Annotated in this window: 17 protein-coding genes; 3 read left to right on the top strand and 14 right to left on the bottom strand. The window is 74.1% G+C overall.

Annotated features, from left to right (window positions below; translation table 11 throughout):
• Window positions 1-74 precede the first annotated feature (74 nt).
• Window positions 75-2651: a carboxylate--amine ligase/circularly permuted type 2 ATP-grasp protein gene (locus PP1_RS23605; RefSeq protein WP_010241316.1), complete on the top strand. Its 2577-nt coding sequence runs from the start codon at window positions 75-77 to the stop codon at window positions 2649-2651.
• A gap of 82 nt (window positions 2652-2733) precedes the next feature.
• On the top strand, window positions 2734-4614 hold the full coding sequence (locus tag PP1_RS23600) for a S9 family peptidase (protein ID WP_010241315.1): 1881 nt from the start codon (window positions 2734-2736) through the stop codon (window positions 4612-4614).
• Here the strand turns inward: PP1_RS23600 and PP1_RS23595 are convergent.
• The 4 genes from PP1_RS23595 to PP1_RS23575 form a co-directional block, all read right to left on the bottom strand.
• Window positions 4601-6148, bottom strand: a complete 1548-nt coding sequence (locus PP1_RS23595) for a serine/threonine-protein kinase (RefSeq protein WP_010241313.1) — start codon at window positions 6146-6148, stop codon at window positions 4601-4603. The two genes, PP1_RS23600 and PP1_RS23595, sit on opposite strands and share 14 nt — an antisense overlap.
• A gap of 139 nt (window positions 6149-6287) precedes the next feature.
• Window positions 6288-7283, bottom strand: a complete 996-nt coding sequence (locus PP1_RS31615) for a transglycosylase family protein (RefSeq protein ID WP_010241311.1) — start codon at window positions 7281-7283, stop codon at window positions 6288-6290.
• 106 nt (window positions 7284-7389) lie between these two features.
• Complete coding sequence (locus tag PP1_RS23580; protein ID WP_010241309.1) at window positions 7390-8808, bottom strand: aldehyde dehydrogenase family protein; 1419 nt, start codon at window positions 8806-8808, stop codon at window positions 7390-7392.
• 44 nt (window positions 8809-8852) lie between these two features.
• Window positions 8853-9479: a DsbA family protein gene (locus tag PP1_RS23575; protein ID WP_010241308.1), complete on the bottom strand. Its 627-nt coding sequence runs from the start codon at window positions 9477-9479 to the stop codon at window positions 8853-8855.
• 105 nt (window positions 9480-9584) lie between these two features.
• Here PP1_RS23575 and pepN point away from each other — a divergent pair, with 105 nt between their 5' ends.
• Complete coding sequence (gene pepN / locus PP1_RS23570; protein ID WP_010241307.1) at window positions 9585-12182, top strand: aminopeptidase N; 2598 nt, start codon at window positions 9585-9587, stop codon at window positions 12180-12182.
• A 70-nt stretch (window positions 12183-12252) separates the two neighbouring features.
• On the opposite strand, the gene PP1_RS23565 is transcribed toward pepN, so the two are convergent.
• The 10 genes from PP1_RS23565 to rfbB form a co-directional block, all read right to left on the bottom strand.
• Window positions 12253-12624, bottom strand: coding sequence for a hypothetical protein (locus tag PP1_RS23565; protein WP_139317619.1), 372 nt, complete (start codon window positions 12622-12624; stop codon window positions 12253-12255).
• 161 nt (window positions 12625-12785) lie between these two features.
• Entirely contained in the window at window positions 12786-14351 is a 1566-nt protein-coding gene (locus PP1_RS23560) for a sensor histidine kinase (RefSeq protein ID WP_010241303.1), read from the bottom strand.
• Between the two features lie 171 nt (window positions 14352-14522).
• Window positions 14523-15188, bottom strand: a complete 666-nt coding sequence (locus PP1_RS23555) for a response regulator transcription factor (protein WP_010241298.1) — start codon at window positions 15186-15188, stop codon at window positions 14523-14525.
• 122 nt (window positions 15189-15310) lie between these two features.
• Window positions 15311-15793, bottom strand: coding sequence for a DUF5130 family protein (locus PP1_RS23550; RefSeq protein WP_010241297.1), 483 nt, complete (start codon window positions 15791-15793; stop codon window positions 15311-15313).
• On the bottom strand, window positions 15780-16016 hold the full coding sequence (gene ctaJ, locus PP1_RS23545; protein ID WP_010241295.1) for an aa3-type cytochrome oxidase subunit CtaJ: 237 nt from the start codon (window positions 16014-16016) through the stop codon (window positions 15780-15782). Before ctaJ ends, PP1_RS23550 begins: the two co-directional genes overlap by 14 nt.
• 11 nt (window positions 16017-16027) lie before the next feature.
• A complete protein-coding gene (locus PP1_RS23540) occupies window positions 16028-17458 on the bottom strand; it encodes a DUF2252 domain-containing protein (protein ID WP_050802532.1) in 1431 nt (476 codons plus the stop codon).
• A 16-nt stretch (window positions 17459-17474) separates the two neighbouring features.
• Entirely contained in the window at window positions 17475-18803 is a 1329-nt protein-coding gene (locus tag PP1_RS23535) for an MFS transporter (protein ID WP_010241292.1), read from the bottom strand.
• A gap of 10 nt (window positions 18804-18813) precedes the next feature.
• A complete protein-coding gene (locus PP1_RS23530; protein ID WP_010241290.1) occupies window positions 18814-20163 on the bottom strand; it encodes a UDP-glucose dehydrogenase family protein in 1350 nt (449 codons plus the stop codon).
• Between the two features lie 9 nt (window positions 20164-20172).
• The gene (locus tag PP1_RS23525) at window positions 20173-20778 is read right to left on the bottom strand and encodes a dTDP-4-dehydrorhamnose 3,5-epimerase family protein (protein ID WP_029239959.1); all 606 of its coding nucleotides are present in this window, start codon (window positions 20776-20778) and stop codon (window positions 20173-20175) included.
• The gene (gene rfbB / locus PP1_RS23520; RefSeq protein WP_010241285.1) at window positions 20775-21740 is read right to left on the bottom strand and encodes a dTDP-glucose 4,6-dehydratase; all 966 of its coding nucleotides are present in this window, start codon (window positions 21738-21740) and stop codon (window positions 20775-20777) included. Before rfbB ends, PP1_RS23525 begins: the two co-directional genes overlap by 4 nt.
• Window positions 21741-21762 lie beyond the last annotated feature (22 nt).

Raw genomic sequence — 21762 nt, 5'->3', positions numbered from 1 at the left:
GCGGGCGGGCGATCGCAGCCTGCCGATCATCTCCCGACACCTGCCGGTAACAGCGGCGACCTAGCGTCACCGCCGTGGGGGACGTGTCGCTGGTGGGGGTCGAGGAGGAGTTCCACGTGGTCGGCCTGACCGACCGCCGGGCCGCACCCGACGCGGACCGGCTGCTGGAACATCTGGACGGCGCCGAGTTCTTCCCCGAGCTGCAACGCTCGCTGGTCGAGACGAACACCCCGGCGACGGAGTCGCTCGACGACCTGCGCCGGCACGTGCGACGGCTGCGGGCCCGGCTCCGGGAGGCCGCCGAGCCGCTCGGGCTGGGCGTGGTCGCGGCGGGGACCGTCCCGCTGGTCGACCTGTCCGGCGACGACGTCTCCGCGGGCGCCCGGTACGAGCGGATGCAGCACGAGTACCAGATGCTCGTCCGCGAGCAGCACATCTGCGGGCTGCAGGTACACGCCGACGTCCCCGACCGGGACACCGCGGTGCAGGTCTCCCGCCGGGTCGCGCCCGCCCTCCCCGCCCTGCTCGCGATCACCGCCAGCTCGCCGTACTGGCGCGGCCACGACACCGGCTACGCCAGCTACCGCAGCATGATCTGGCAGCGCTGGCCCACCGCCGGTCCGCCCGGTGACGTCACCACCGCCGCGGAGTACGACGCGATGATCGACGAGCTGATCACGTCCGGGACGATCAGCGACGCCGGGATGCTCTACTTCGACGTCCGGCCCAGCGCGCACCTGCCGACCGTCGAGCTCCGGGTCTGCGACGCCTGCCCCGAGGTCGACGACGTCGTCCTGGTCGCCGGCCTGTTCCGGGCGCTGGTCGCCCGGGCGCGCGCCGACACCGAGGCCGGACGACCGCTCCCCCGGGTCCGGCACGAGCTGCTGCGGGCCGCCGGGTGGCGGGCCGCCCGCTCCGGCCTGGAGGGCGACCTCGTCGACGTGTCCGAGCCCGCGGCACCGGTCCTCTCCCCGCCCGCGGTGCAGCTGCGCACGCTGGTCGCCGAGCTGCGGCCGTGGCTCGAGGACACCGGCGACGCCGAGCAGGTCGAGGAGCTCGCCGAGGCCGTGCTGGCCCGCGGCTCGGGTGCGGCCGCGCAGCGCAGGGCGTTCGGCCACCGCGGGTCGCTGGTCGACGTCGTCGACGATCTCCTCGCCCGCACCCAGGGCGAGGAGGTGCCCGGCACCCTGCCGGTGACCGTCCCGGTCGCGGCGGACCTGCTGTCCGGCTACGTCCCGCCCCGGCACGACGAGGCCGTCGACGACGACCTGACGATCCGCCCGGCGTACGGCTGGCTGTTCCGCTCCCTCGAGCGGCTCGGCACCCGCGGGCTCACCGCCGCCGAGTCCGCGCTGCGGACCGAGCAGCGCGCACGCGGCGTCACCTTCCCGGTCCCCGGCGTCGTGCCCGGTGACGACGGCGAGCGGCTGTTCCCGCTGGACCTCGTCCCGCGGATCGTGGCCGCGGACGACTGGGCGCACCTGTCGGCCGGGCTCGCCCAGCGGGTCCGGGCGCTGGAGCACTTCGTCCGCGACGTCTACCGCCGGCGCGAGATCGTCCGCGACCGGATCGTGCCGGCCGCCGTCGTCGACGGGGCGCCCGGCCGGACGCGGTCGGGCACGCTCGTCCCACCGGACGCGGTGCGGATCGCCGTCGCCGGGATCGACCTGGTCCGCGACTCCGACGACGGCTGGGTCGTGCTCGAGGACAACCTGCGCGTCCCGTCCGGGATCGGCTTCTCGATGATGAGCAGGCGCCTGATCCGCAGCGTGCTGCCGGACCTGGAGTCACCGTCGGAGGTACTGGGGCTCGACGACGTCCCCGCCCGGCTGCGTACCGCTCTCGTGGACGACCCGTCGGACCCGGACGGTGAGACCGCGCTGCTCACCGCGGGCGAGTCCGACCCGGCGTTCTTCGAGCACCGGCTGCTCGCCGAGGCCCTCGAGATCCCGCTGGTCACCCCGTCGCGGCTGCAGGTCACCGACGGCGCGGTGTTCCTGGTGGGCGGCGGGCGCCGTCGCCGGCTGACCACGCTGTACCGGCGGATGGACGAGACCGGGCTCGCGACGGCCCGCGGCGCCGACCACCGGCCGATCGGGCGGGCGCTGCTCGCGTCGATGGCCCGCGGCCGGACCACGCTGCGCAACGCGCCCGGCAACGGCGTCGCCGACGACAAGCTCGTCTACGCCTACGTGCCCGCCATGATCCGCTACTACCTGGGCGAGGAGCCGGTGCTCGCCTCGGTCCCGACCTTGCCCTGCGCCGACCCGGTCGCCCGGGACGAGGTGCTCGACCGGCTCGGCGAGCTCGTCCTCAAGCCGGTCGACGGCTACGGCGGTGCGGGCATCGTGATCGGCCCGCACGCGACGCCGGACGAGCTGGACCGGGTGGCCGCCGAGATCCGCGCGCACCCGGCGTCCTGGGTGGCCCAGGACATGGTGCGGATCTCGACGCACCCGACCTTCACCGACGGTCTCCTGCAGCCGCAGGCCGTCGATCTCCGGGTGTTCGCCGTCCAGTCCTCCGGCCGCGGCGCGACGCCCGAGATCGACGTCCTGCCGTCGGCGCTGTCCCGGGTCGCCCCGCCGGGCGGGATGATCGTCAACTCGTCCCGGGGCGGGGGCGCGAAGGACACCTGGATCATGGCCTGACTCCCGCGCCGCGACCGGGTACGTTCCGGTCTGCGGCGACGGCCGGCCGATGGGATGTGATGCAGGAACGGGGTGATCACCGGTGGACGCGGTGCGCGCGGAACCGACGACCGGACCGGCGGTCCCCGCTGCCGAGCCCGCGGCGGCCGCCGCCGGGCACCACTCCCCCGTGGTCTCGCCGGACGGCACCCGGATCGCCTGGATCTCCGACCTGTCCGGCCGCCCACGGGTGCACATCGCGCCGCTCCCCGAACACGGCCCGGTCGATCCCGCCGGGAGCACCGTCCTCGTCGCCGACGGCGAGCACCCCGACGTCACGACCCTGGCGTGGTCGCCGGACGGCGGCCGGATCGCCGTCGAGATCGCCCCGTCCGGGAGCGACCGCACCCGGGTCGCGCTGCTCGATCCCGACGGCGGCCCGCCGGTCGAGATCGCCCCGGCGGCGACGGCGGTCACGCTCGGCGCCTGGGCTCCCACCGGACGCTGGCTGGGCGTCACCATCCTCACCGACGCCGGCGACCCCGGCTCCGACGACTACGGCACCGGCACCGCCTGCCTCGTCGACGTCCGTGACGGGTCCTCGGTCGTGCTCGGGACCGGGCAGGCCGCCACCGTCCAGGCGATCTCCGCCGACGGCCGTCGGGTCGTGCTCCGTACCGGGCGCCGCGGCGAGCGGGGCCTGGACCTGGTGGACCTGCGGACCGGCGCGCGCGACCGGCTGATCGGCGGCCCCGGCGGGGCGCTCACCGCCACCGCCCGGTTCGGCAGCGCGCCGGGCACGCTGTGGGTGCACACCGACGCCGACCGGGAGCACTCCGCCCTGCTCGCCGTCGCGCTCGGCCCGGCCGCCGACCACCGGATCGCCCCCGCCCGGCCGGTCGCCGTCCGGCCCGGAGCCGATCTCGACGTCGTCGCGCTGGACCGGTCCGGTGCGCGGGCCGCGCTGGTGTGGAACGCCGGCGGGCGCAGCGAGCTGGAGATCGCCGACCTGCGGGGTGGACGGCCGCAGCGTCTGGTCGCGCCGTGCGACGTCGTCACCACGGTCTCGTTCGGCCGCGACGGCGCGGAGCTCCTGGTCGCGGGGCACGGCCCCGGGATCCCGCCGCACGTCGTCCGGATGCCGGTGGGTGGCGGGCACGCGACCGCACTGATCGGCGGTGCACCGGTCCCGCCGGTGCCGCCGCGGCCCGAGCGCGTGCTGTTCCCGGCCGAGGACGGGCTGCGGATCGCCGGGTGGCTGCACCGGCCCGTCGCTCCGAACGGCACCGGGTTCGTCTGGCTGCACGGCGGCCCGGAGTCCGAGGAACGGCCCGGCTGGGCACCGCTGCTGCACGCACTCGTCGCCGCGGGCGTCACCGTCCTGACCCCGAACGTCCGGGGGTCCTCCGGGCGGGGCCGGGCGTTCGCCCGGCTGGACGACGGCGAGCTGCGGCCGTCGTCGGTCGGTGACGTGCGGGCGGCGACCCGGCTGCTCGCGGGGGTGCCGGACGTCGGCCCGGACCGGATCGTCGTCGGCGGGCGGTCCTACGGCGGGTTCCTGACCCTCGCGGCGCTCACCCGGTATCCCGGCCTGTTCGCGGGCGGGGTCGACGTGTGCGGGATGTCCGACATGGTCGCCTTCTACGCCGACACCGAGCCGTGGATCGCCGGGCCCGCCGTCACCGAGTACGGCGACCCGCGCACCGACGCGCCGCTGCTGGAGACGATCTCACCGCTGCGCGAGACCGACCGGATCGGCGTGCCGCTGCTGGTCGTGCACGGCGAGCAGGACGGCAACGTCCCGATCGGGCAGGCCGTCGCCGTCCACGACGCGCTGGACGCCCGCGGGGCCCCGGTCGAGCTGATCCGCATCCCGGACGAGGGTCACGAGGTGCACGACCGGCACACCCGTGCGCGGCTGACCGCCCGGATCGTGTCCTGGGTGACCGGGGTGGCGGAGCGTGACCGGATCAGGCCGAGCTGAACGACTGCATGATCTCCTGGCCCTGGTCGTCGGTGCCGACGACGAACCGGTAGTTCTCCCGGGTCGTGCTGCCGTCGGCCCGCATGAACACCACGGTCGCGGTGACGGTGTTCGGGCCCGCGTTGCGCAGGTTCTCGGCGTAGACGGTGCGCATGCCGCTGTAGAACTCGCGGAACCCGTCGATGCCCTGCGACTGCGCCTGCGCCTGCGGGCTGAGCCGCGCGAACGCACCGTCGATGTTCTCGGGCAGCATCCGGTAGTAGTTCTGGACGAACGAGACCGGGTCCTGCACCTCGCCGTTGCCGGTGGTCGGGCCGGGAGTCGTCGTCGGCGCCGGGGTGGTGGTCGGCGCGGCAGGCGACGGCGCCTCGCTCGTCGGGGCCGCCACCGGAGGAACCTGCTGCTGCGACTGGTTGCTGTAGACCCCGAAGGCCACACCCCCGCCGACGACGAGCAGCGCGGCGACGACGGCCAGCACGACCGGGAGCCGGGCGCGCCGCCCGTTCCCACCGGAGGCCGCGGCGGCACCGCGCTTGCGGCCGCCGTTGCCGCCGCCCGGGATGACCTGCGGGGCCGGCACGGCCGGGGAGTCGACGACGGTGCCGCCGCCCTGCGCCTCGACGAACTCGCCCGCGTGGTCGCCCGCGTCGTGGCTGTCCATCGTGGCCGTCGCGGACGACGGCGTCGCCAGCCCGGCGATCGACCGGCCCGCGGCGATCCGCCCGAGGGCCTCGCGCGCCTGCGCGGCGCTGGGCCGCTCGGCCGGGTCGTTGGCGAGCAGGCGCATGAGCAGCGCCGTGACCGGGCCGGCCTCGGACGGCGGGGTGATCGCGCCGGTCGCGACCTTGTGGAGCAGCGCGTAGGCGTTGTCGTCCAGACCGAACGGGGGCTCGCCCTCGACCGAGGCGTAGAGCATGGCGCCGAGCGCGAAGACGTCGGACGCGGCGGTCGGCTCCTGGCCGCGGGCGACCTCGGGCGCGAGGAACGCCGGTGTGCCGGCGATCACGCCGGTCCGGGTGAGCTGGACGTCGTCGACCGCGCGGGACACGCCGAAGTCGGTGATCTTGGCCCGGCCGTCCTCGGCGATCAGGACGTTGCCCGGCTTGATGTCACGGTGCACGACGCCCGCGGTGTGCGCGGCGGCCAGGCCGTCGGCGACCTGGCGGCCGATCGCGGCGGCCTCCCGCGGCGGGATCGGCCCCTTCTCGGCGAGCACGGCGGCCAGCGAACGGGACGGGAGGTACTCCATGACCAGCCACGGACGGTCGTCGTGCACGACGACGTCGAACATGCTGATCACGTGCGCGTGCTGCAGACGGGCACCGATCCGGCCCTCGCGCAGGATCCGCTGCCGCGACTCCTCGAGCTGGTCGGGCGACGGCAGGGCGGCCGCGAGAAGCTCCTTGACGGCGACCGTGCGGTTCAGCAACTCGTCCGTGCCACGCCACACGGCACCCATCGCACCGGCGCCGACCCGCTCGTCGAGCCGGTAGCGATTCCCGATCCGGTGGGCCTCGGGGGTGGGCGAGCTCATGGGGTCCAAGGGTAGGGAATCGGGCCGGAGCCGACGCCAGCAGGGCACCGAGTCCGGACGACCGGGCGGGGGACGTTCGAGACTACGCGTCGACCGTCGGCGCATCCAGCGTCCGGCCGCCACTCCGGAGTGGAGACCGTCACCTCGGCAGGTCGAGCCTGCGTGCGCATGCCGGCCACGATCCGTAACCGCCGCGGGCGTCCCGGACCTTCGTGGCGATCTCGATCTGCTGTTCACGGGACGCGCCGTCCGCGGTGGGGGCGTACCGGGTGCCGCCGAAGTCGCTCCAGGTGCCCTTGTCGAACTGGAGGCCGCCGTAGTAGCCGTTGCCGGTCGAGATCTGCCAGTCGCCGGAGGACTCGCACCGGCTGAGGCGGTCCCAGACGGCGGCGTCCGGGGTGTCCGGCTGCTGCGTCCTGGCCGGTTCGGGCTTCGTGGCCGGTTCGGGCTTCGCGGCCGGTCCGGGCTTCGCGGCCGGTTCGGGCTTCGCGGGGGCCGGGTCGCCTGGGAAACGGCGGTGCTCGGGGTCGGTGCCGGAGGTGGGGCCGTCCCCGGCACGGTCCGGGTCGCCGGAACCCGTCTCGCCGGAGGCCGGATCGCCGGACCCCGGGGCCGGACGCGCCGTCTCCCCGGCCGTCCCGGCGACGGTGTCGGCGACGGCGTCCGCGTCGGGGGCGCCGTACCCGGCCGCGGCATCGTCGACGACCAGCACCCACTCCCGTCCGCCGCCGTCGGGCACGGGGAACCGGGCGACGCCGACGCTCGCGAGCACGGCCAGCTCCAGCGTCCGGCCGGTGGCGGGCTCCACCCACCACGGCCGGGCCGTGTCACCGGCGAGGAGGTCCAGGTCGAGGACGACGTCGCCCCCGGCGGGCGTGTGGCCCAGCACGTAGGACCCGTCCTCGGCGCTCGCGACGCCGACCCGCCGGTCGACGGCCGCCGCGCGGACCGTGAACGCGCCGTCGCGGTACGGGCTCAGCGCCGTGCGGGCGACACGGTCGGCGCCGGGCCCCGCCGGTGTGACCGCCGCGGCGACGGCCAGGTGTGTCCCGGCGAGCGCACCGGCGAGCACGAGCACAGTGCCGACCACACCGCCGAGTACCGGGGCCGACCGTCGTGACTTCCAGGTGTCCACGGCGGGGCACCCTGTACGTCCGGCGCCCCGGCCACGGCCGAAGCGGCCCGGACGTTCGCGATCGCACCCACCGGGCCCGCCGGGGCGGGGCCGTCCGCCGCAGGACCTACTGCTGGATCGACTTGGTCTCCAGGAACTCCTCCAGCCCGTACCGGCCCAGCTCCCGGCCGTTGCCGGACTGCTTGTACCCGCCGAACGGCGCCTGGATGTTGAAGGCGCCGCCGTTCACGTCCACCTGCCCCGTCCGCAGCCGGCGCGCGACGGCCATCGCGTGCTCCTGCTCGCCGAACACCGCCCCGGCCAGGCCGTAGACGGTGCTGTTGGCGATCTCGACGGCCTGCTCCTCGTCGGCGTAGGGGATCACCGACAGCACCGGGCCGAAGATCTCCTCCTGCGCGATGACGGCGTCCGGCTCGACGTCGGCGAAGATCGTCGGGCGGACGTAGGCACCGCCGTCGAGGCCCTCGACCGGCCCCGGGCCGCCGAAGACGACCCGGGCACCGTCGGCGACACCGCGCTCGACGTAGCCGCGCACCCGCTCCTGCTGGGCCGCCGACGACATCGGACCGATCCGGGTCGACGGGTCGGTCGGGTCGCCGACGCTGTACTTCTCCGCCGCCGCCACGAGCTGGGCGACGATCTCGTCCTGCTTCGAGGCGGGCACGAGCATCCGGGTCCACGCGGTGCAGGTCTGGCCGCCGTTGATCCAGGCGTTGCCGAGGCCCACCTTGACCGCCCTGGCCAGGTCGGCGTCCTCGAGGATCACGTTCGCCGACTTGCCGCCCAGCTCCAGCGCGACCCGCTTGACGGTGTCGGCGGCGACCACCGAGACCCGCTTGCCGGCCCGGGTGGAGCCGGTGAAGGACACCATGTCGACGTCCGGGTGCGCCGCGATCGCCTCGCCGACGACGGGCCCGGTGCCGTGCACGACGTTGAACGCGCCCGCGGGCAGCCCGGCCGCCGCCGCGACCTCGGCGAGGATCTGCGCGGTCAGCGGCGCGACCTCGGTCGGCTTCAGGACGACCGTGTTCCCGGCCAGCAGCGCGGGCGCGACCTTCGCGACGATCTGGTGCAGCGGGTAGTTCCACGGCGTGATCGCGCCGACCACGCCGATCGGCTCCCGGACGACCAGCGAGTTGCCGATCTCCTCGGTCCAGGCGAAGCCGTCGGCCAGCCCCGCGACCGTCGCCGACGACCCGATCGGCATCGCGACCTGCACCTTCTGCGAGAAGGTGATCGGCGAGCCCATCTCGGCGGTGATCGTGTCGGCGATCTCGGCCGCCCGCTCCTTCAGACCGGCGGAGATCGCCTTCACCACGGCCGCGCGCTGCCCGACCGGCGTCTCCGACCATCCCGGGAACGCGGCACGGGCGGCGGCGACCGCGGCGTCGACGTCCGCGGCGGTCCCGGCGGGCACCGACCCGACGGGCGCCCCGGTCGCCGGGTCCACCACCTCGATCCGGTCGGTGCCCGCGGACTCGCGGGAGGTGCCGCCGATGACGTGGGACAGCGTCGTCTCGCTCATGCCCTGATCCTCACACGCGGGGCAAGGGCAGGCTCACCAGTCGCTCAGTAGTCGAACGACGGGTCCTCGGTGCGGGTCCGCTTCAGCTCGAAGAAGTGCGGGTTCTCCGCCATCAGCCGGGCGCCGTCGAACAGCCGTCCGGCGTCCTCGCCCTTCGGCACCCGGGAGATGACGGGCCCGAAGAACGCGACGCCGTCGACGTGGATGGTCGGGGTGCCGACGTCCAGCCCCACCGGGTCCATGCCCTCGTGGTGGCTGACCTTCAGCTTCTCGTCCCACTCGGTCGAGTGCGCGGCGTCGGCCAGCGACCCGGGCAGGTCCAGCTCCTTGAGGGCTCCGGCGATCACGTCGTCGAAGTCCTTGTTCTGCTGGTTGTGGATCCGCTCGCCCATCGCGGTGTAGAGCGGGCCGAGGATCTCCGGCCCGTGCGCCTCGGCGGCGGCGACGGCGACCCGGACCGGGCCCCACGCGCGGTCCATCAGGTCGCGGTACTTCTCGGGAAGGTCACGGCCCTCGTTGAGCACCGCGAGGCTCATCACGTGCCAGGTCACGTCGACCTCGCGGACCTTCTCCACCTCGAGCACCCACCGGGAGGTCAGCCAGGCCCAAGGACACAGCGGGTCGAACCAGACGTCGACGCGGGCACGGCCGTCGGCAGCAGCAGTCGTCATGTCGGGCGCAACGCCGGTGCCGCTCCGGGGATTCCGCGGGCCGTGGACCGGGCACCGTGATTGGATGCCGGTCGACCCCACTCCCGGGAGAGGACCTCGAACGACGTGACCCCGCCCAACCTGACCCGTGTCCAGGCCGAGGAGCGCGCAGCGCTGCTCGACGTGTCGACCTACGACGTCACGATCGACCTCACCGACGGCGCCGGTGCCCCCTCCGAGCGGACGTTCGCCGTCACCACCACCGTGCGGTTCGCCGCGGCGGAACCGGGCGGCAGCACCTGGATCGAGTGGGTCGGCGAGGACATCACCTCGGCGACGCTGAACGGGACCGGACTCGACGTCGCGGGATGGACCGAGGAGGGCGGCCTCGCGCTGCCGGACCTGGCGGCCGAGAACGAGCTGACGGTTGTCGCCACCGGCCTGTACACCAACACCGGCGAGGGCCTGCACCGTTTCGTCGACCCGGTCGACGGCGGTGTCTACCTCTACTCGCAGTTCGAGACGGCCGACTGCAAGCGGCTGTTCCCGTGCTTCGACCAGCCCGACCTGAAGGCCCGCTACACGATCACCGTGACCGCGCCGGAGGACTGGAAGGTCGTCTCGAACGCACCGGCCGCCGTCGAGGGCGGCGTGCACCGCTTCGAGCGGACCGGGATCCTCTCGACCTACCTGGTCGCGCTGATCGCGGGGCCGTACGCGAGCTGGCACGACACCTACCGCGACGAGCACGCGGAGATCCCGCTCGGCATCTACTGCCGCGCCTCGCTGGCCCCGCACATGGACCACGAACGGATCTTCACGGAGACGAAGCAGGGCTTCGACTTCTACCACCGCAACTTCCGGGTGACCTACCCGTTCGGCAAGTACGACCAGCTCTTCGTCCCGGAGTTCAACGCCGGCGCGATGGAGAACGCCGGTGCGATCACGTTCCTGGAGGACTACGTCTTCCGGTCCCGGGTCACCCGCACCCTCTACGAGCGTCGCGCCGAGACGATCCTGCACGAGATGGCGCACATGTGGTTCGGCGACCTCGTGACCATGCGCTGGTGGGACGACCTGTGGCTGAACGAGTCGTTCGCCACCTGGGCGTCCGTGCTGTGCCAGGCCGACGCCACCGAGTACACCAACGCCTGGACGACGTTCGCGAACGTCGAGAAGTCCTGGGCCTACCGGCAGGACCAGCTCCCGTCGACGCACCCGATCGCCGCGGACATCCCGGACCTGCAGGCCGTCGAGGTCAACTTCGACGGGATCACCTACGCCAAGGGCGCGTCGGTGCTCAAGCAGCTCGTCGCCTACGTCGGCCTGGAGCCGTTCCTGGCCGGGCTGCGGGACTACTTCGCCGCGCACGCCTGGGGCAACGCCACGTTCGACGACCTGCTGGGCGCGCTGGAGAAGGCGTCCGGGCGGGACCTGTCCGACTGGGGCGCGCAGTGGCTGCGCACCACCGGTCTGAACCTGCTGCGGCCGTCGTTCGGGGTCGACGAGGCGGGCAAGTTCACCTCGTTCGACGTCGTGCAGGGCGGGGCCCGCCCCGGCGCCGGCGAGCTGCGCACGCACCGGATCGCGGTCGGCGTGTACGACGACGACCCGGCGACCGGGAAGCTGGTCCGCACCCACCGGGTCGAGCTCGACGTCTCCGGCGAGCGGACCCCGGTCCCCGAGCTCGTCGGCCTCCCCCGCGGCAAGCTGGTCCTGGTCAACGACGACGACCTCACCTACTGCGCGCTGCGTCTCGACCCCGGCTCGCTGGCCACCCTGGTCGACCGGATCGGCGACATCGCCGACCCGCTGCCGCGGACGCTGTGCTGGTCGTCGGCCTGGGAGATGACCCGCGAGGCCGAGCTGAAGGCCCGCGACTTCGTCACCCTCGTCGCCGGCGGGTTCGACACCGAGACCGAGATCGGCGTCGTGCAGCGGCTGCTGATGCAGGCCCAGACGGCGACGGCGTCGTACTGCACCCCGGAGTGGGCCTCCGGACGCGGCTGGCCGCTGCTGACCGACGCGCTGCGCTTCCGGCTGGACACCGCCCCCGCCGGGTCGGACATCCAGCTCGCCGTCGTGAACGCCCTGGCCTCGTCGGTGCTGCCGGACGTCACCCTCGACGCGATGAAGGGCTGGCTGCTCGACGTGCAGGTCCCGGCCGGGCTGACCGTCGACGCCGACCTGCGCTGGCGGCTGCTGCACGCGCTGGTCGCGCACGGACGGGCGGGCGAGACCGAGATCGCCGAGGAGGAGCAGCGCGACGCGACCTCGACCGGTGCCCGGCAGGGTGAGCGGGCCCGCGCGCTGGTCCCGACCGCCGAGGCCAAGGAGCGGGCCTGGCAGCGTGCCGTGCACGACGACTCGCTGCCCAACTCGATGAACGAGTCGGCGATCGCGGGCTTCTCGCACCCCGCGCAGCGCGGCCTGCTCGACGGGTACGTCGACCGCTACTTCGCCGAGATCGACGGCGTGTGGGCGCGGCGGACCTCGGAGCTGGCGCAGAACGTCGTCGTCGGGCTGTTCCCGTCCTGGGCGGTGGAGCCGAGCACCGTCGCCGCCGCCGACGCCTGGCTCGCCGACGAGTCGAAGCCGGCCGCCCTGCGCCGGCTGGTGACCGAGGGCCGCGCCGGGATCGTCCGGGCGCTCGCCGCCCGGGAGTTCGACGGCCAGCCGACCCCCTCCACCCCGGACCAGGCGACCGCCGTCGAGCAGCCCTGATCAGGAGGACGCAGAGCGAGGGCCCCGGGAGCGTGCTCCCGGGGCCCTCGTGCTGTGCGTGGGTGGACGTTCAGCCGCGGCGGCGCAGCAGCGTCCGCAGCGGGTTGCGCGGCCGTGCGCGCGACCCGGTCTCGTCGGCGGAGCGGAACGCCCCGCAGGCCCGGGCGCCGCAGGCACCGCAGTCGCTGCCGGACCGGTAGTGCTCGTGCATCTCCTCCGGGTGCCCGCAGGTGCACATCGCCACGCCGGGCTGCGCCGGCGGGGCCGGGGCGACGGGCTCGGCCGCGGTCCGCTGCTGCGGGATGCGTGGCGGCGCCGACGGTGTGACGGAGGGCAGGCCGGTCGGCGGTGTGAGCACCGCTGCCGAGGGGGTCGAGGAATCAGGCGTGGCCCGGCGCCCGCTCGGGCCCGGGGCGGCTGCGCCGTCGTGCGATTGCGCCATGGTGACCTCCTTCGTGCGGACGGCGGAGGCCGGAGTCGTCACCGAACCACGCCGTCACGGCACCCAGTATGGGATCACCAAGGGCTCCGGGGGAATGACCCAGCGCGAACAACGTTGCCCGTGGTGACAGATCCGCAGGTCAGGACGCCGAGCCGACCCGATCAGTGGGCAACCGGAAGAGTGAGTACGGCCAGACAGCCCAGTGGGTCGTGCGCCGTGTGGAGCACCAGATCGCCGCCGTGGTCGTGCGCCAACCGGGCGCTGATGTGGAGGCCGAGCCCGGATCCGCCCGCCGACTCGTCGTGCACCCCGCGTCGGATCACCATGGTGTCCTGCCCGCCGGGGAGACCGGGCCCGGTGTCGCGGACCTCGACGGCCACGAAACCGGGGACGTCGGCGTCGCGGCCCCGCACCGTCACCGACGCCCCGGGGGCGTGCCGGGCGCAGTTGGCGAGCAGGTTGGTCACGACCTGGCGCGTGACCGACTCCGGCGCCGCGACGGCGGGCAGCCCGTCGTCGACCCGGAGGGTGATCCCCTGCTGGTCGGCTCGCAGGTCGACCAGCTGGTGCAGCACCGGTCCGACGCCGTGCACGTGCCCGTTCGCGGCGAGCGGCGCCGGGGTGACGGGCGCGAACGCCGGGCCCAGGTCGAGCAGCGCGGCGTCCCGCTCGTCGACGAGGGGATCGGGCTCCTCCGCGGGCCCGCCGGTGGCCAGCACCGGGCTCTCCAGCATCACGCGCAGCCGGCCGAGCTCGGACAGCACGGCCTCACGGAGCTGGTCGGTGCGGTCGTCGCCGTCGGTGTGCGAGAGCAGGTAGGCCGCACCCGCGAGGCCGGCGAGGCCGTTGCGCAGCTCGTGGTCGCGCTCGGCGGCCTGCCCGGCGGCGCGCTCGAGCAGCCGGGTCGCGTCGCCCAGGGTCTCCTGCAGCCGGTCGTACTCGTCCTGCAGCCGGGTCACCGCGCGCAGCGCCATGCTGAGCAGCGCCGACAGCACGACGGCCATCCCGAGGATCCGCAGCGACGGGTACACCAGGCCGGTCACCGGCTCACTGGGGACGACGGCCCGGTACAGCTGCGACACCGCGATGACCAGCAGCCCCAGGCCGAGCCGGGACCGGACCCGGCTCTGCCGCCGGTAGCCGTCGAACAGGAACAGCACCGCGACGGCGGACCAGCCGGCCTGGATCAGGATCGATGGCAGCGGGCTGGTGGCCAGCACCGTGCTGAACGGCGTCTCCTCCTGGAGCGCGACCACGCCGCCGAGCGCCATCGCGACCACGAACAGCGCCCAGCCGCCCCAGGCCCCGAGCCGGGCCGGCGGGCGCAGGGCGGCGATCAGGATGCACATGCCCACCGCGAGCATCGACAGCACCGCGAGCCGGGACACCCCGGCCGGCTGCCCCTGGACGACGAGCGCCGACAGCGGCAGCACGACCACGCCGTAGAGCAGCAGCGCCGCCCCGAACCAGGACGGCCGCGGGTCCCCCGACAGCCGCCCGGTGACGAGGGCGACGATCGCCGCCGCCGAGCCGACCGCGGCGGCGACCAGGGTCAGGACCGAGGTCGAGGAGGCGACGTCGAGCCAGCCGGTGACGACCGCGGGCCGGGTGACCGCCACGACGACCACACAGAGGGTGACGACGACGAGTGCGTCGGCCAGGTGCCCCGCGAAGAACCGGGCGCGAAGATGCCGCCCGAGCACGCCGCTGAAGCTGCCCGCCGCCACGCTGTCCTCCCGGTCATCGGAACTGATGAGGAGGGATGATAGGCCGAGATCCACACCTCAGGAGACAGGGTCACCCTTGCAGACGAACGGCCCTTCGACGCAGCGCGCCCGGGCCATTACCGCAGGTGGAGGCGCAGGGACGGACGGCCCAGCGGGACAGGTCCGGACGGCTCAGAGCCCTGCTGCCTTCCGGTAGAGCGCCACGGCCTCGAGCTGGGACCCGACCTCGAGCTTGGTGAGGACGGCGCGGATCTGGGTCCGGACGGTCGCCAGCGACACGACGAAATGGTCCGCGACGGCCTGGGCCCGCTTCCCGCCGGCGAGCAGCGCCAGCACCTCGCGCTCGCGCTGCGTGAGCTTGTTCAGCTTCTCGTGCAGGTCGCGGCGCTCGCTCTCGCGGTCGCGGTGCAGCTTGATGAACTGCTCCCGGCGGCCGGGCGGCATCACCGACCGCCCCGCCCTGGCCTCGCGGATGGCGTTGAGCAGAGCCGGGAACGGGGCGTTCTTCGGGACGAAGACGAACCCCCCGGCGTCGAGCGCGGCGCCGACCCGGCCCGCGTCGGAGCTGCCGGACAGGACCACGACCCGCCATCCGAGGTCGACCAGCGGCGCGACCAGGCGCACCCCGTCGATCCGGTTGCCGTCCGGGTCCCGGCCGAGGTCCAGGTCGAGCACGATCAGCCCGGGCTCGCCGCGGCGGGCGTGGTCGAGGACGCCGGCCGCCGACCGCACGGGCTGGAACGTCGCGTCCTCACCCTCGGCGCGCAGGTTCAGCGCCAGGGCCGAACCGACCAGCTCGTGGTCGTCGACGATCAGGATCGGGCTCGCCCCGGTCATTCCGGGACCGCCTCGCGGGAATGCACCATAGTGACACCTTAAAACCGTTCGGCTGTTCGTGGTGTCGTGCACTTACCGGACACGCGGCTGGTCCGTTCGGCCGCGCGCCCGGTCGGGGCCGGTCAGCCCCGGGTACCGGCCTGGTCGGCCAGCATGCGCAGCCCGGAGAGCAGGCCACCGAAGAGATCGCCCTCCTTGAAGGACGCCACCATGCTCATCAGGGCGAGCTTGGCACCGCGGTCGGTCAGCCGGACCGCGGCCTCGGCGCCGGTGACGATCTCCAGCAGCCGCTGCCCGGGACTCACGGCGACCAGGACGGCGTCGTCGTAGCCCTCGATCCGGCCGTGCAGGTCGACGGCGGTCGCCCGCGCGTCGGACCCGAGGTCACCCAGGTACAGGGCGAACCGCAGGCCGGTCTCCCGGCTGGTGAGGGTCAGCGCGTCGTCGAGACGCGTGAGCTGCACCGGGGAGAACGGGAGGTCGGACCGGTCGGGCTCGCGGAACTGCTCGGCCACGGAGACACGGCCGGAGGCCGTGACCACCGACCCCTCCGGCAGGTCCTCCTCGTTGCCCTGGAAGACGGCGACGCCGCTACCACTTGCCACCGGTACCTCCTCGTGCGTCACTGCCGGCGGCCGGGGCGTGTGCCGCGTGGTGCGCGGCGCCGGCCGGGTTGGCGATCCAGAACAGGGGCTCGTACGTCCACGGGTCCCCCACGTTGTAGCGGGGGCGGGCGCTCCGGTTGCGCAGCGCGATCCACGTCCAGATCGCGAAGTACAGAACCACCGGCGCGACCACGAAGACCAGCAGGGTTTCGACGACGGTCACGGGGGCAGAATTTAGCCGATGGCCCCACCGGGCACCTGCTCAGGTGTCCGATCCGACAGGCGCCCCGACCGGATTGCGCGCAGCAACGCGTCGTGGTCGGCCTCGGTCTGGTCGGCGTAGGCGCGGGCGAAGGTGCACAGCGCGTCCGCGACCTTGCCGCCCTTGCCCAGGTAACCGGCGATCATGGACGCACCGGAGGTCCGGGCGTGCCCCTTCGCGAGCAGCTTCCCGCAGATGTCGGCGTAGTCCGCCAACGCGGGCGCGGACAGCGTGTCCGGCACGATCGCGCCCTTCATGTCGCGGAACTGGCGGACGTAGTACTGGCGGCCGCCGACCGTCGTCCAGCCGAGCAGCGGGTCGGAGACGGTCTGCAGCGCCTGCTGGTACTCGACGACGCGCTGTCCCTGGTGCGAGTGCCACGCCTCGTGGCCGTGCACGTACGGGCCGACGACCGACCGCCGCGCCTGCTTGAGCTGGAGGAACAGCACGTCGTCCGGGCTGGATCCCTCGCACAGCACCAGGTAGGCGCGCAGCCCGACCGAGCCGACCCCGACGACCTTGTGGGCGACGTCGGTGGCGTGGTAACCGCCGAGGATGCGCGCCCAGTGCGGCGGGAGCGTGGCGAGGTAGTCGTCGAGCGCGGCGAGGATCCGCTCGGTGTGCTCGTCGTCGGGGTGGGTGATCAGCGGCGGCTCGGTGACGATCCGGCGCTCGCCACCGTCCTCGCTCACGAACCGGGGCAGGGCCCGGTCGCTGGTCCGCTTGCGGGCCCGCTCGGCGGCCTTGTCGATGGCCCGGCGGGCGGTCTTGTGGTCGGCGTCGTCGCGCAGCGTCTCGACGTCCATGACGTCGAACGAGCGCGCCAGCAGCGGCTGCTCGGCCAGCGCGCGCAGGTGCTCGGCGTAGGCGTGCACGCAGCGGGCGACGGACTCGGCGCACTGCCGCTCCGACGCCCCCGAGTCCCGCCCGGCCACCCAGGTGGAGGCGACCAGCCGGCGCAGGTCCCACTCCCAGGCCCCGGGATGGGCCTCGTCGAAGTCGTTGAGGTCGAAGACGAGCTCGCGCTCCGGTGAGGCGTAGAAGCCGAAGTTGCCGAGATGGGCGTCGCCGCAGATCACCGGGTGGATCCCGGTGGCGGGCAGCACCGCGAAGTCGGCGGCGTGCAGCGCCGCGGCACCGCGCAGGAACGCGTGCGGCGACGCGCTCATCCGCTGCACGCGCAGCGGGACGAGCTCGGGCACCCGGCCGGAGTTGGTGATCTCGACGAGATCGACCGGGTCGACCCGCCGCAGCGCCGACGACCACGACGCGAGCGTGGACCGGGGCGCGGCCTCCCGCCGCCCCTTGCCGATCCGGTAGCGCTCGTCGCGCGGGGTGGAGCGGCGGTGCAGGGAGCCGAAGGACTCCCGGTCCGATCCGGCCAGCACGGGATGCGAGGTCACCCCGGTGTTGTACCCGCTAACGGGCCGTCGTGGGGGCCGCGGGCGTGCGGTGCAGGGTCAGCAGCACGACCGCGCTCAGCACGAAGATCACCGCCGAGCCGAGGTAGAGGGCCTGCGGGGACGCCCCCGCGTCGAGCAGCGCCCCCGCCGCGACCGGCGCGGCCACCGCCCCGATCCGGCCGACGCCGATCGCCGTGCCGACCCCGGTCGCCCGGATCCGGTCCGGGTACGACGTCGCGGCGAGCGCGTACAGGCCGCCGACGCAGCCGTTCACGACGACCCCGACCAGCATCCCGACGGCGAACGCGACGGCGAGCACCGACAGGGCGGGCAGCAGGAGCGCGAGCAGCGCGCCGCTCGCCAGCAGGTAGCCGGTCAGGACGCCGCGCAGCGGCCACCGGGCGGCCAGGGCGCCCAGCACGACCGTCCCGAAGATCCCGCCGACGTTCAGCAGGGTCCCGCCGGTCAACCCCTGCGACGGCGACAGGCCGGCCTCGATCAGCAGCGTCGGCGTCCAGCTCGTGACGAAGTAGAACCCCGCCATCACCAGCACGAACATCGCCCAGAGGCCGACCGTCGGGCGGCGCAGGGCGGGTGCCAGCAGGGCTCGCGGCCCGCCGGCCACGGTGCCGGGATCGGTGCCGGGCTCGGGATCCGGCAGCTCGGTGACGGTGGGCGCGTCCAGGCGGCGCAGCAGGGCGTTGACCCGGTCCAGGGCGCCCGCGGGCCGCCGGGTCAGCAGGAACCCGAGCGACTCGGGCAGCGCGCCGAGCACGAGCGGGACCGCGAGGAGGGTGGCGACGCCACCGATCAGGAACACCGTCCGCCAGCCGTGCGCCTCGATCAGCGCGACGGCCAGCAGCCCGCCGAGCGTCGCACCGCCGGCGTAGCCGATCCCCTGCAGGCCCACCGCCATCGGCCGCCAGCGGCGCGAGGCGTACTCGGTGGCGATCGTGCTGCTGCAGGCGAGCACCCCGCCGACACCGACGCCGGTGAGCACCCGCAACGCACCGAGGACGACCACCGACGGCGCGGCCGCCGACAGCAGCATCCCGATGCCCGCCACCACGAGCCCGGCGACGATGACGGGGCGCCGGCCGATCCGGTCCGCGGCAGGCGCGAGGAAGATCGAGCCCAGCGCCATGCCGACCAGCCCGGCGGACAGCAGCAGCCCCAGCTCGGCGCCGCCGAGCCCCCACTCGGCGGCGACCGCGCGGCCGGTGAAGGCCATGACGAGCACGTCGAAGCCGTCGATCAGGTTCAGGACCAGGCAGACGGTCACCGCGCGCCACTGGAAGCGGCGCATCGGGGCGTCGTCGATCAGGGACCGCAGGTCGGTGCTCATCGCGCCGGCCTCAGACGTTCCGTCGCCCCAGCGCGCGGTAGGTCCAGCCCGCCGCCTCCCAGGTCTCGCGGTCCAGCGCGTTGCGGCCGTCGAGGACGCGGCGGGTGCGCACGACCTTCCCGAACGCCGCCGGGTCGAGCTGCTTGTACTGGCGCCACTCGGTCAGCAGCAGCACGGCGTCGGCGTTCTCCGCCGCCTCCTCCGGGGTCTCGACGAAGTCGAGCTGCGCCCAGTGCTTGCGCACGTTGTCCCCGGCCTGCGGGTCGGTCACCCGCACGTTCGCGCCCTGCAGCTGCAGCTGCGCCGCCACGTTCAGTGCCGGCGAGTCCCGGATGTCGTCGGAGTCGGGCTTGAACGCCGCACCCAGCACCGCGATCCGCTTGCCCAGCAGCGAGTCGTCGCACACCTGCCGCGCCAGCTCCACCATCCGGATCCGCCGCCGCATGTTGATGTTGTCGACCTCCCGCAGGAAGGTCAGTGCCTGGTCGGCCCCCAGCTCACCGGCCCGCGCCATGAACGCCCGGATGTCCTTCGGCAGGCATCCTCCGCCGAAGCCCAGCCCGGCGTTGAGGAACTTCCGGCCGATCCGGTCGTCGTGCCCGATCGCGTCGGCCAGCTGCTTCACGTCCGCACCGGTGGCCTCGCACAGCTCGGCCATCGCGTTGATGAAGGAGATCTTCGTGGCCAGGAACGAGTTCGCGGCGGTCTTGACCATCTCCGCGGTCGCGTAGTCGGTCACGACCTTCGGGGTGTCCTCGGCGACGATCCGCGCGTACACGGTGTCCAGCACCGCCTCGGCGTCGACGGCCGTCTCCACCCCGGACAGTCCCGGTACGCCGTAGACCAGGCGGTCGGGGTGCAGCGTGTCCTGCACCGCGAACCCCTCCCGGAGGAACTCCGGGTTCCACGCCAGCCCCGCGCCCGGCACCCGCTCGGCCACCAGCTCCGCCAGCCGCGCCGCGGTCCCCACCGGCACCGTGGACTTGCCCACCACCAGCTCACCGGGGCCGAGCACGTCCAGCAGCGACGCCGTCGCCGCCTCCACGTAGGTCAGGTCCGCCGCGTACTCGCCGCGCCGCTGCGGGGTGCCCACGCAGACGAAGTGCACCGCCGCACCCGCGGCCGTCGCCATGTCCGAGGAGAACGACAGCCGGCCCGAGTCCAGCGACCGCCGCAGCAGCTCGGAGAATCCCGGTTCGTAGAACGGCACCCGGCCCGCGGCCAGCGCCTCCGCCTTCTCCGCGTCGACCTCCACGCCGACGACCTCGTGGCCCAGCTCGGCCATCGACGCCGCGTGCACCGCACCCAGGTACCCGCAGCCGATCACCGAGATCTTCAGGGGCTGGTCGCTCTCCGCCATGGGCGGAGGCTAACCCGTGGTGCGGAGCCGGCCGTACCGGGCATCGCACAGATTGCGGGAGGGCAACAGACCGGTGTCCGACGCGTGCGCCAGCGTCGGTGCGTCCCGGTCCTTGTCCGACAGCACCGGTTCGAGCCCGTCGGCCCACGGCAGCGCCAGCTCCGGGTCGAGCGGGCTGATGCCGTGCTCGCGGTCCGGGGCGTACGGCGTCGAGCACAGGTACTCGACGACGGTGCCGTCGGCCAGCGCCTGGAAGGCGTGCCCGAGCCCCTCGGCCAGGTAGACGGCCCTCGGCACGGCCGCGTCGAGCTCGACGACCTCGTACCGGCCGAACGTCGGCGACCCGACCCGCAGGTCGACGATCACGTCCCGGACCGCGCCGGCGGCGACGTGCAGGTACTTCGCCTGGCCCGGGGGGACGTCGGCGAAGTGCACCCCGCGGATCACGCCGCGGTGCGACACCGACCGGTTGGTCTGCGCCACGGTCAGGTCGAAGCCGAGTGCCTCGCGGAACGCGGGCCCCTGGAACGGTGCGGTGAAGGACCCGCGGTGGTCGGGGAACGTCGCCGGCTCGAACGTCCAGGCACCGTCGATGCCCAGCTCGGTGGCCTTCACGTCCGCACCGCCTCCCACCACGACCGGTGGTCCCGGTACCAGGCGACGGTCTCCGCGAGGCCCTCGTCGAAGGTCCACCGCGGCGTGTAGCCGAGCTCGTCGCGGATCCGGGACCAGTCCACCGAGTACCGGCGGTCGTGGCCCTTGCGGTCATCGACGTTCTCGATCATGTCCTCGCCCGCGCCGACCGCGGCGAGCAGCCGCCGGGTCAGGTCGGCGTTGGTCAGCTCGGTGCCGCCGCCGATGTTGTAGACCTCCCCGGCCCTGCCCTTCTCCGCGACCAGCGCGATCCCGCGGCAGTGGTCGTCGACGTGCAGCCAGTCGCGCACGTTGAGCCCGTCGCCGTAGAGCGGGACCCGCCTCCCGTCGAGCAGGCGGGTGACGAACAGCGGGATCAGCTTCTCCGGGAACTGGTAGGGCCCGTAGTTGTTCGAGCACCGCGTCACCACGACGTCCAGCCCGTGCGTGCGGTGGTAGCTGCGCGCCAGCAGGTCCGACCCCGCCTTCGCCGCCGAGTACGGCGAGTTGGGCTCCAGCGGGTGGCTCTCAGGCCACGACCCCTGCTCGATCGACCCGTACACCTCGTCGGTCGAGACGTGCACGAAGCGCCCCACGCCCCGGTCCAGCGCCGCCTGCAGCAGGACCTGCGTCCCGACGACGTTGGTCGTCACGAAGTCCGCGGCGCCGGTGATCGAGCGGTCCACGTGCGTCTCCGCGGCGAGGTGCACGACCAGGTCCGCGCCGGTCAGCACCCCGGCGACCCGCTGCGGGTCCCGGACGTCGCCGCGCTCGACGGTGACCCGGTCCGCCACCGGTGCCAGGTTCTCGATCCGCCCGGCGTAGGTGAAGGCGTCCAGCACCACGATCTCCGCGCCCGCGAGCGCCGGGTAGGCCCCGGCGGCGGCGCTCCGCACGAAATGGGAACCGATGAACCCGGCTCCGCCGGTCACCACGACCCGCACACGCCCTCCCCGCTCGTCGTCG

Source organism: Pseudonocardia sp. P1 (assembly GCF_000178675.2).
GTDB lineage: Bacteria > Actinomycetota > Actinomycetes > Mycobacteriales > Pseudonocardiaceae > Pseudonocardia.
This window is presented reverse-complemented; position numbering and strand designations above follow the sequence as displayed.

Excerpts from the sequence above, each read along its gene's own strand:
- PP1_RS23595 (WP_010241313.1), bottom strand. The coding sequence starts at position 6,148 with ATGAGCTCGCCCACCCCCGAGGCCCACCGGATCGGGAATCGCTACCGG.
- PP1_RS23580 (WP_010241309.1), bottom strand. The coding sequence starts at position 8,808 with ATGAGCGAGACGACGCTGTCCCACGTCATCGGCGGCACCTCCCGCGAG.
- PP1_RS23575 (WP_010241308.1), bottom strand. The coding sequence starts at position 9,479 with ATGACGACTGCTGCTGCCGACGGCCGTGCCCGCGTCGACGTCTGGTTC.
- PP1_RS23565 (WP_139317619.1), bottom strand. The coding sequence starts at position 12,624 with ATGGCGCAATCGCACGACGGCGCAGCCGCCCCGGGCCCGAGCGGGCGC.
- PP1_RS23555 (WP_010241298.1), bottom strand. The coding sequence starts at position 15,188 with ATGACCGGGGCGAGCCCGATCCTGATCGTCGACGACCACGAGCTGGTC.
- PP1_RS23535 (WP_010241292.1), bottom strand. The coding sequence starts at position 18,803 with ATGAGCACCGACCTGCGGTCCCTGATCGACGACGCCCCGATGCGCCGC.
- PP1_RS23530 (WP_010241290.1), bottom strand. The coding sequence starts at position 20,163 with ATGGCGGAGAGCGACCAGCCCCTGAAGATCTCGGTGATCGGCTGCGGG.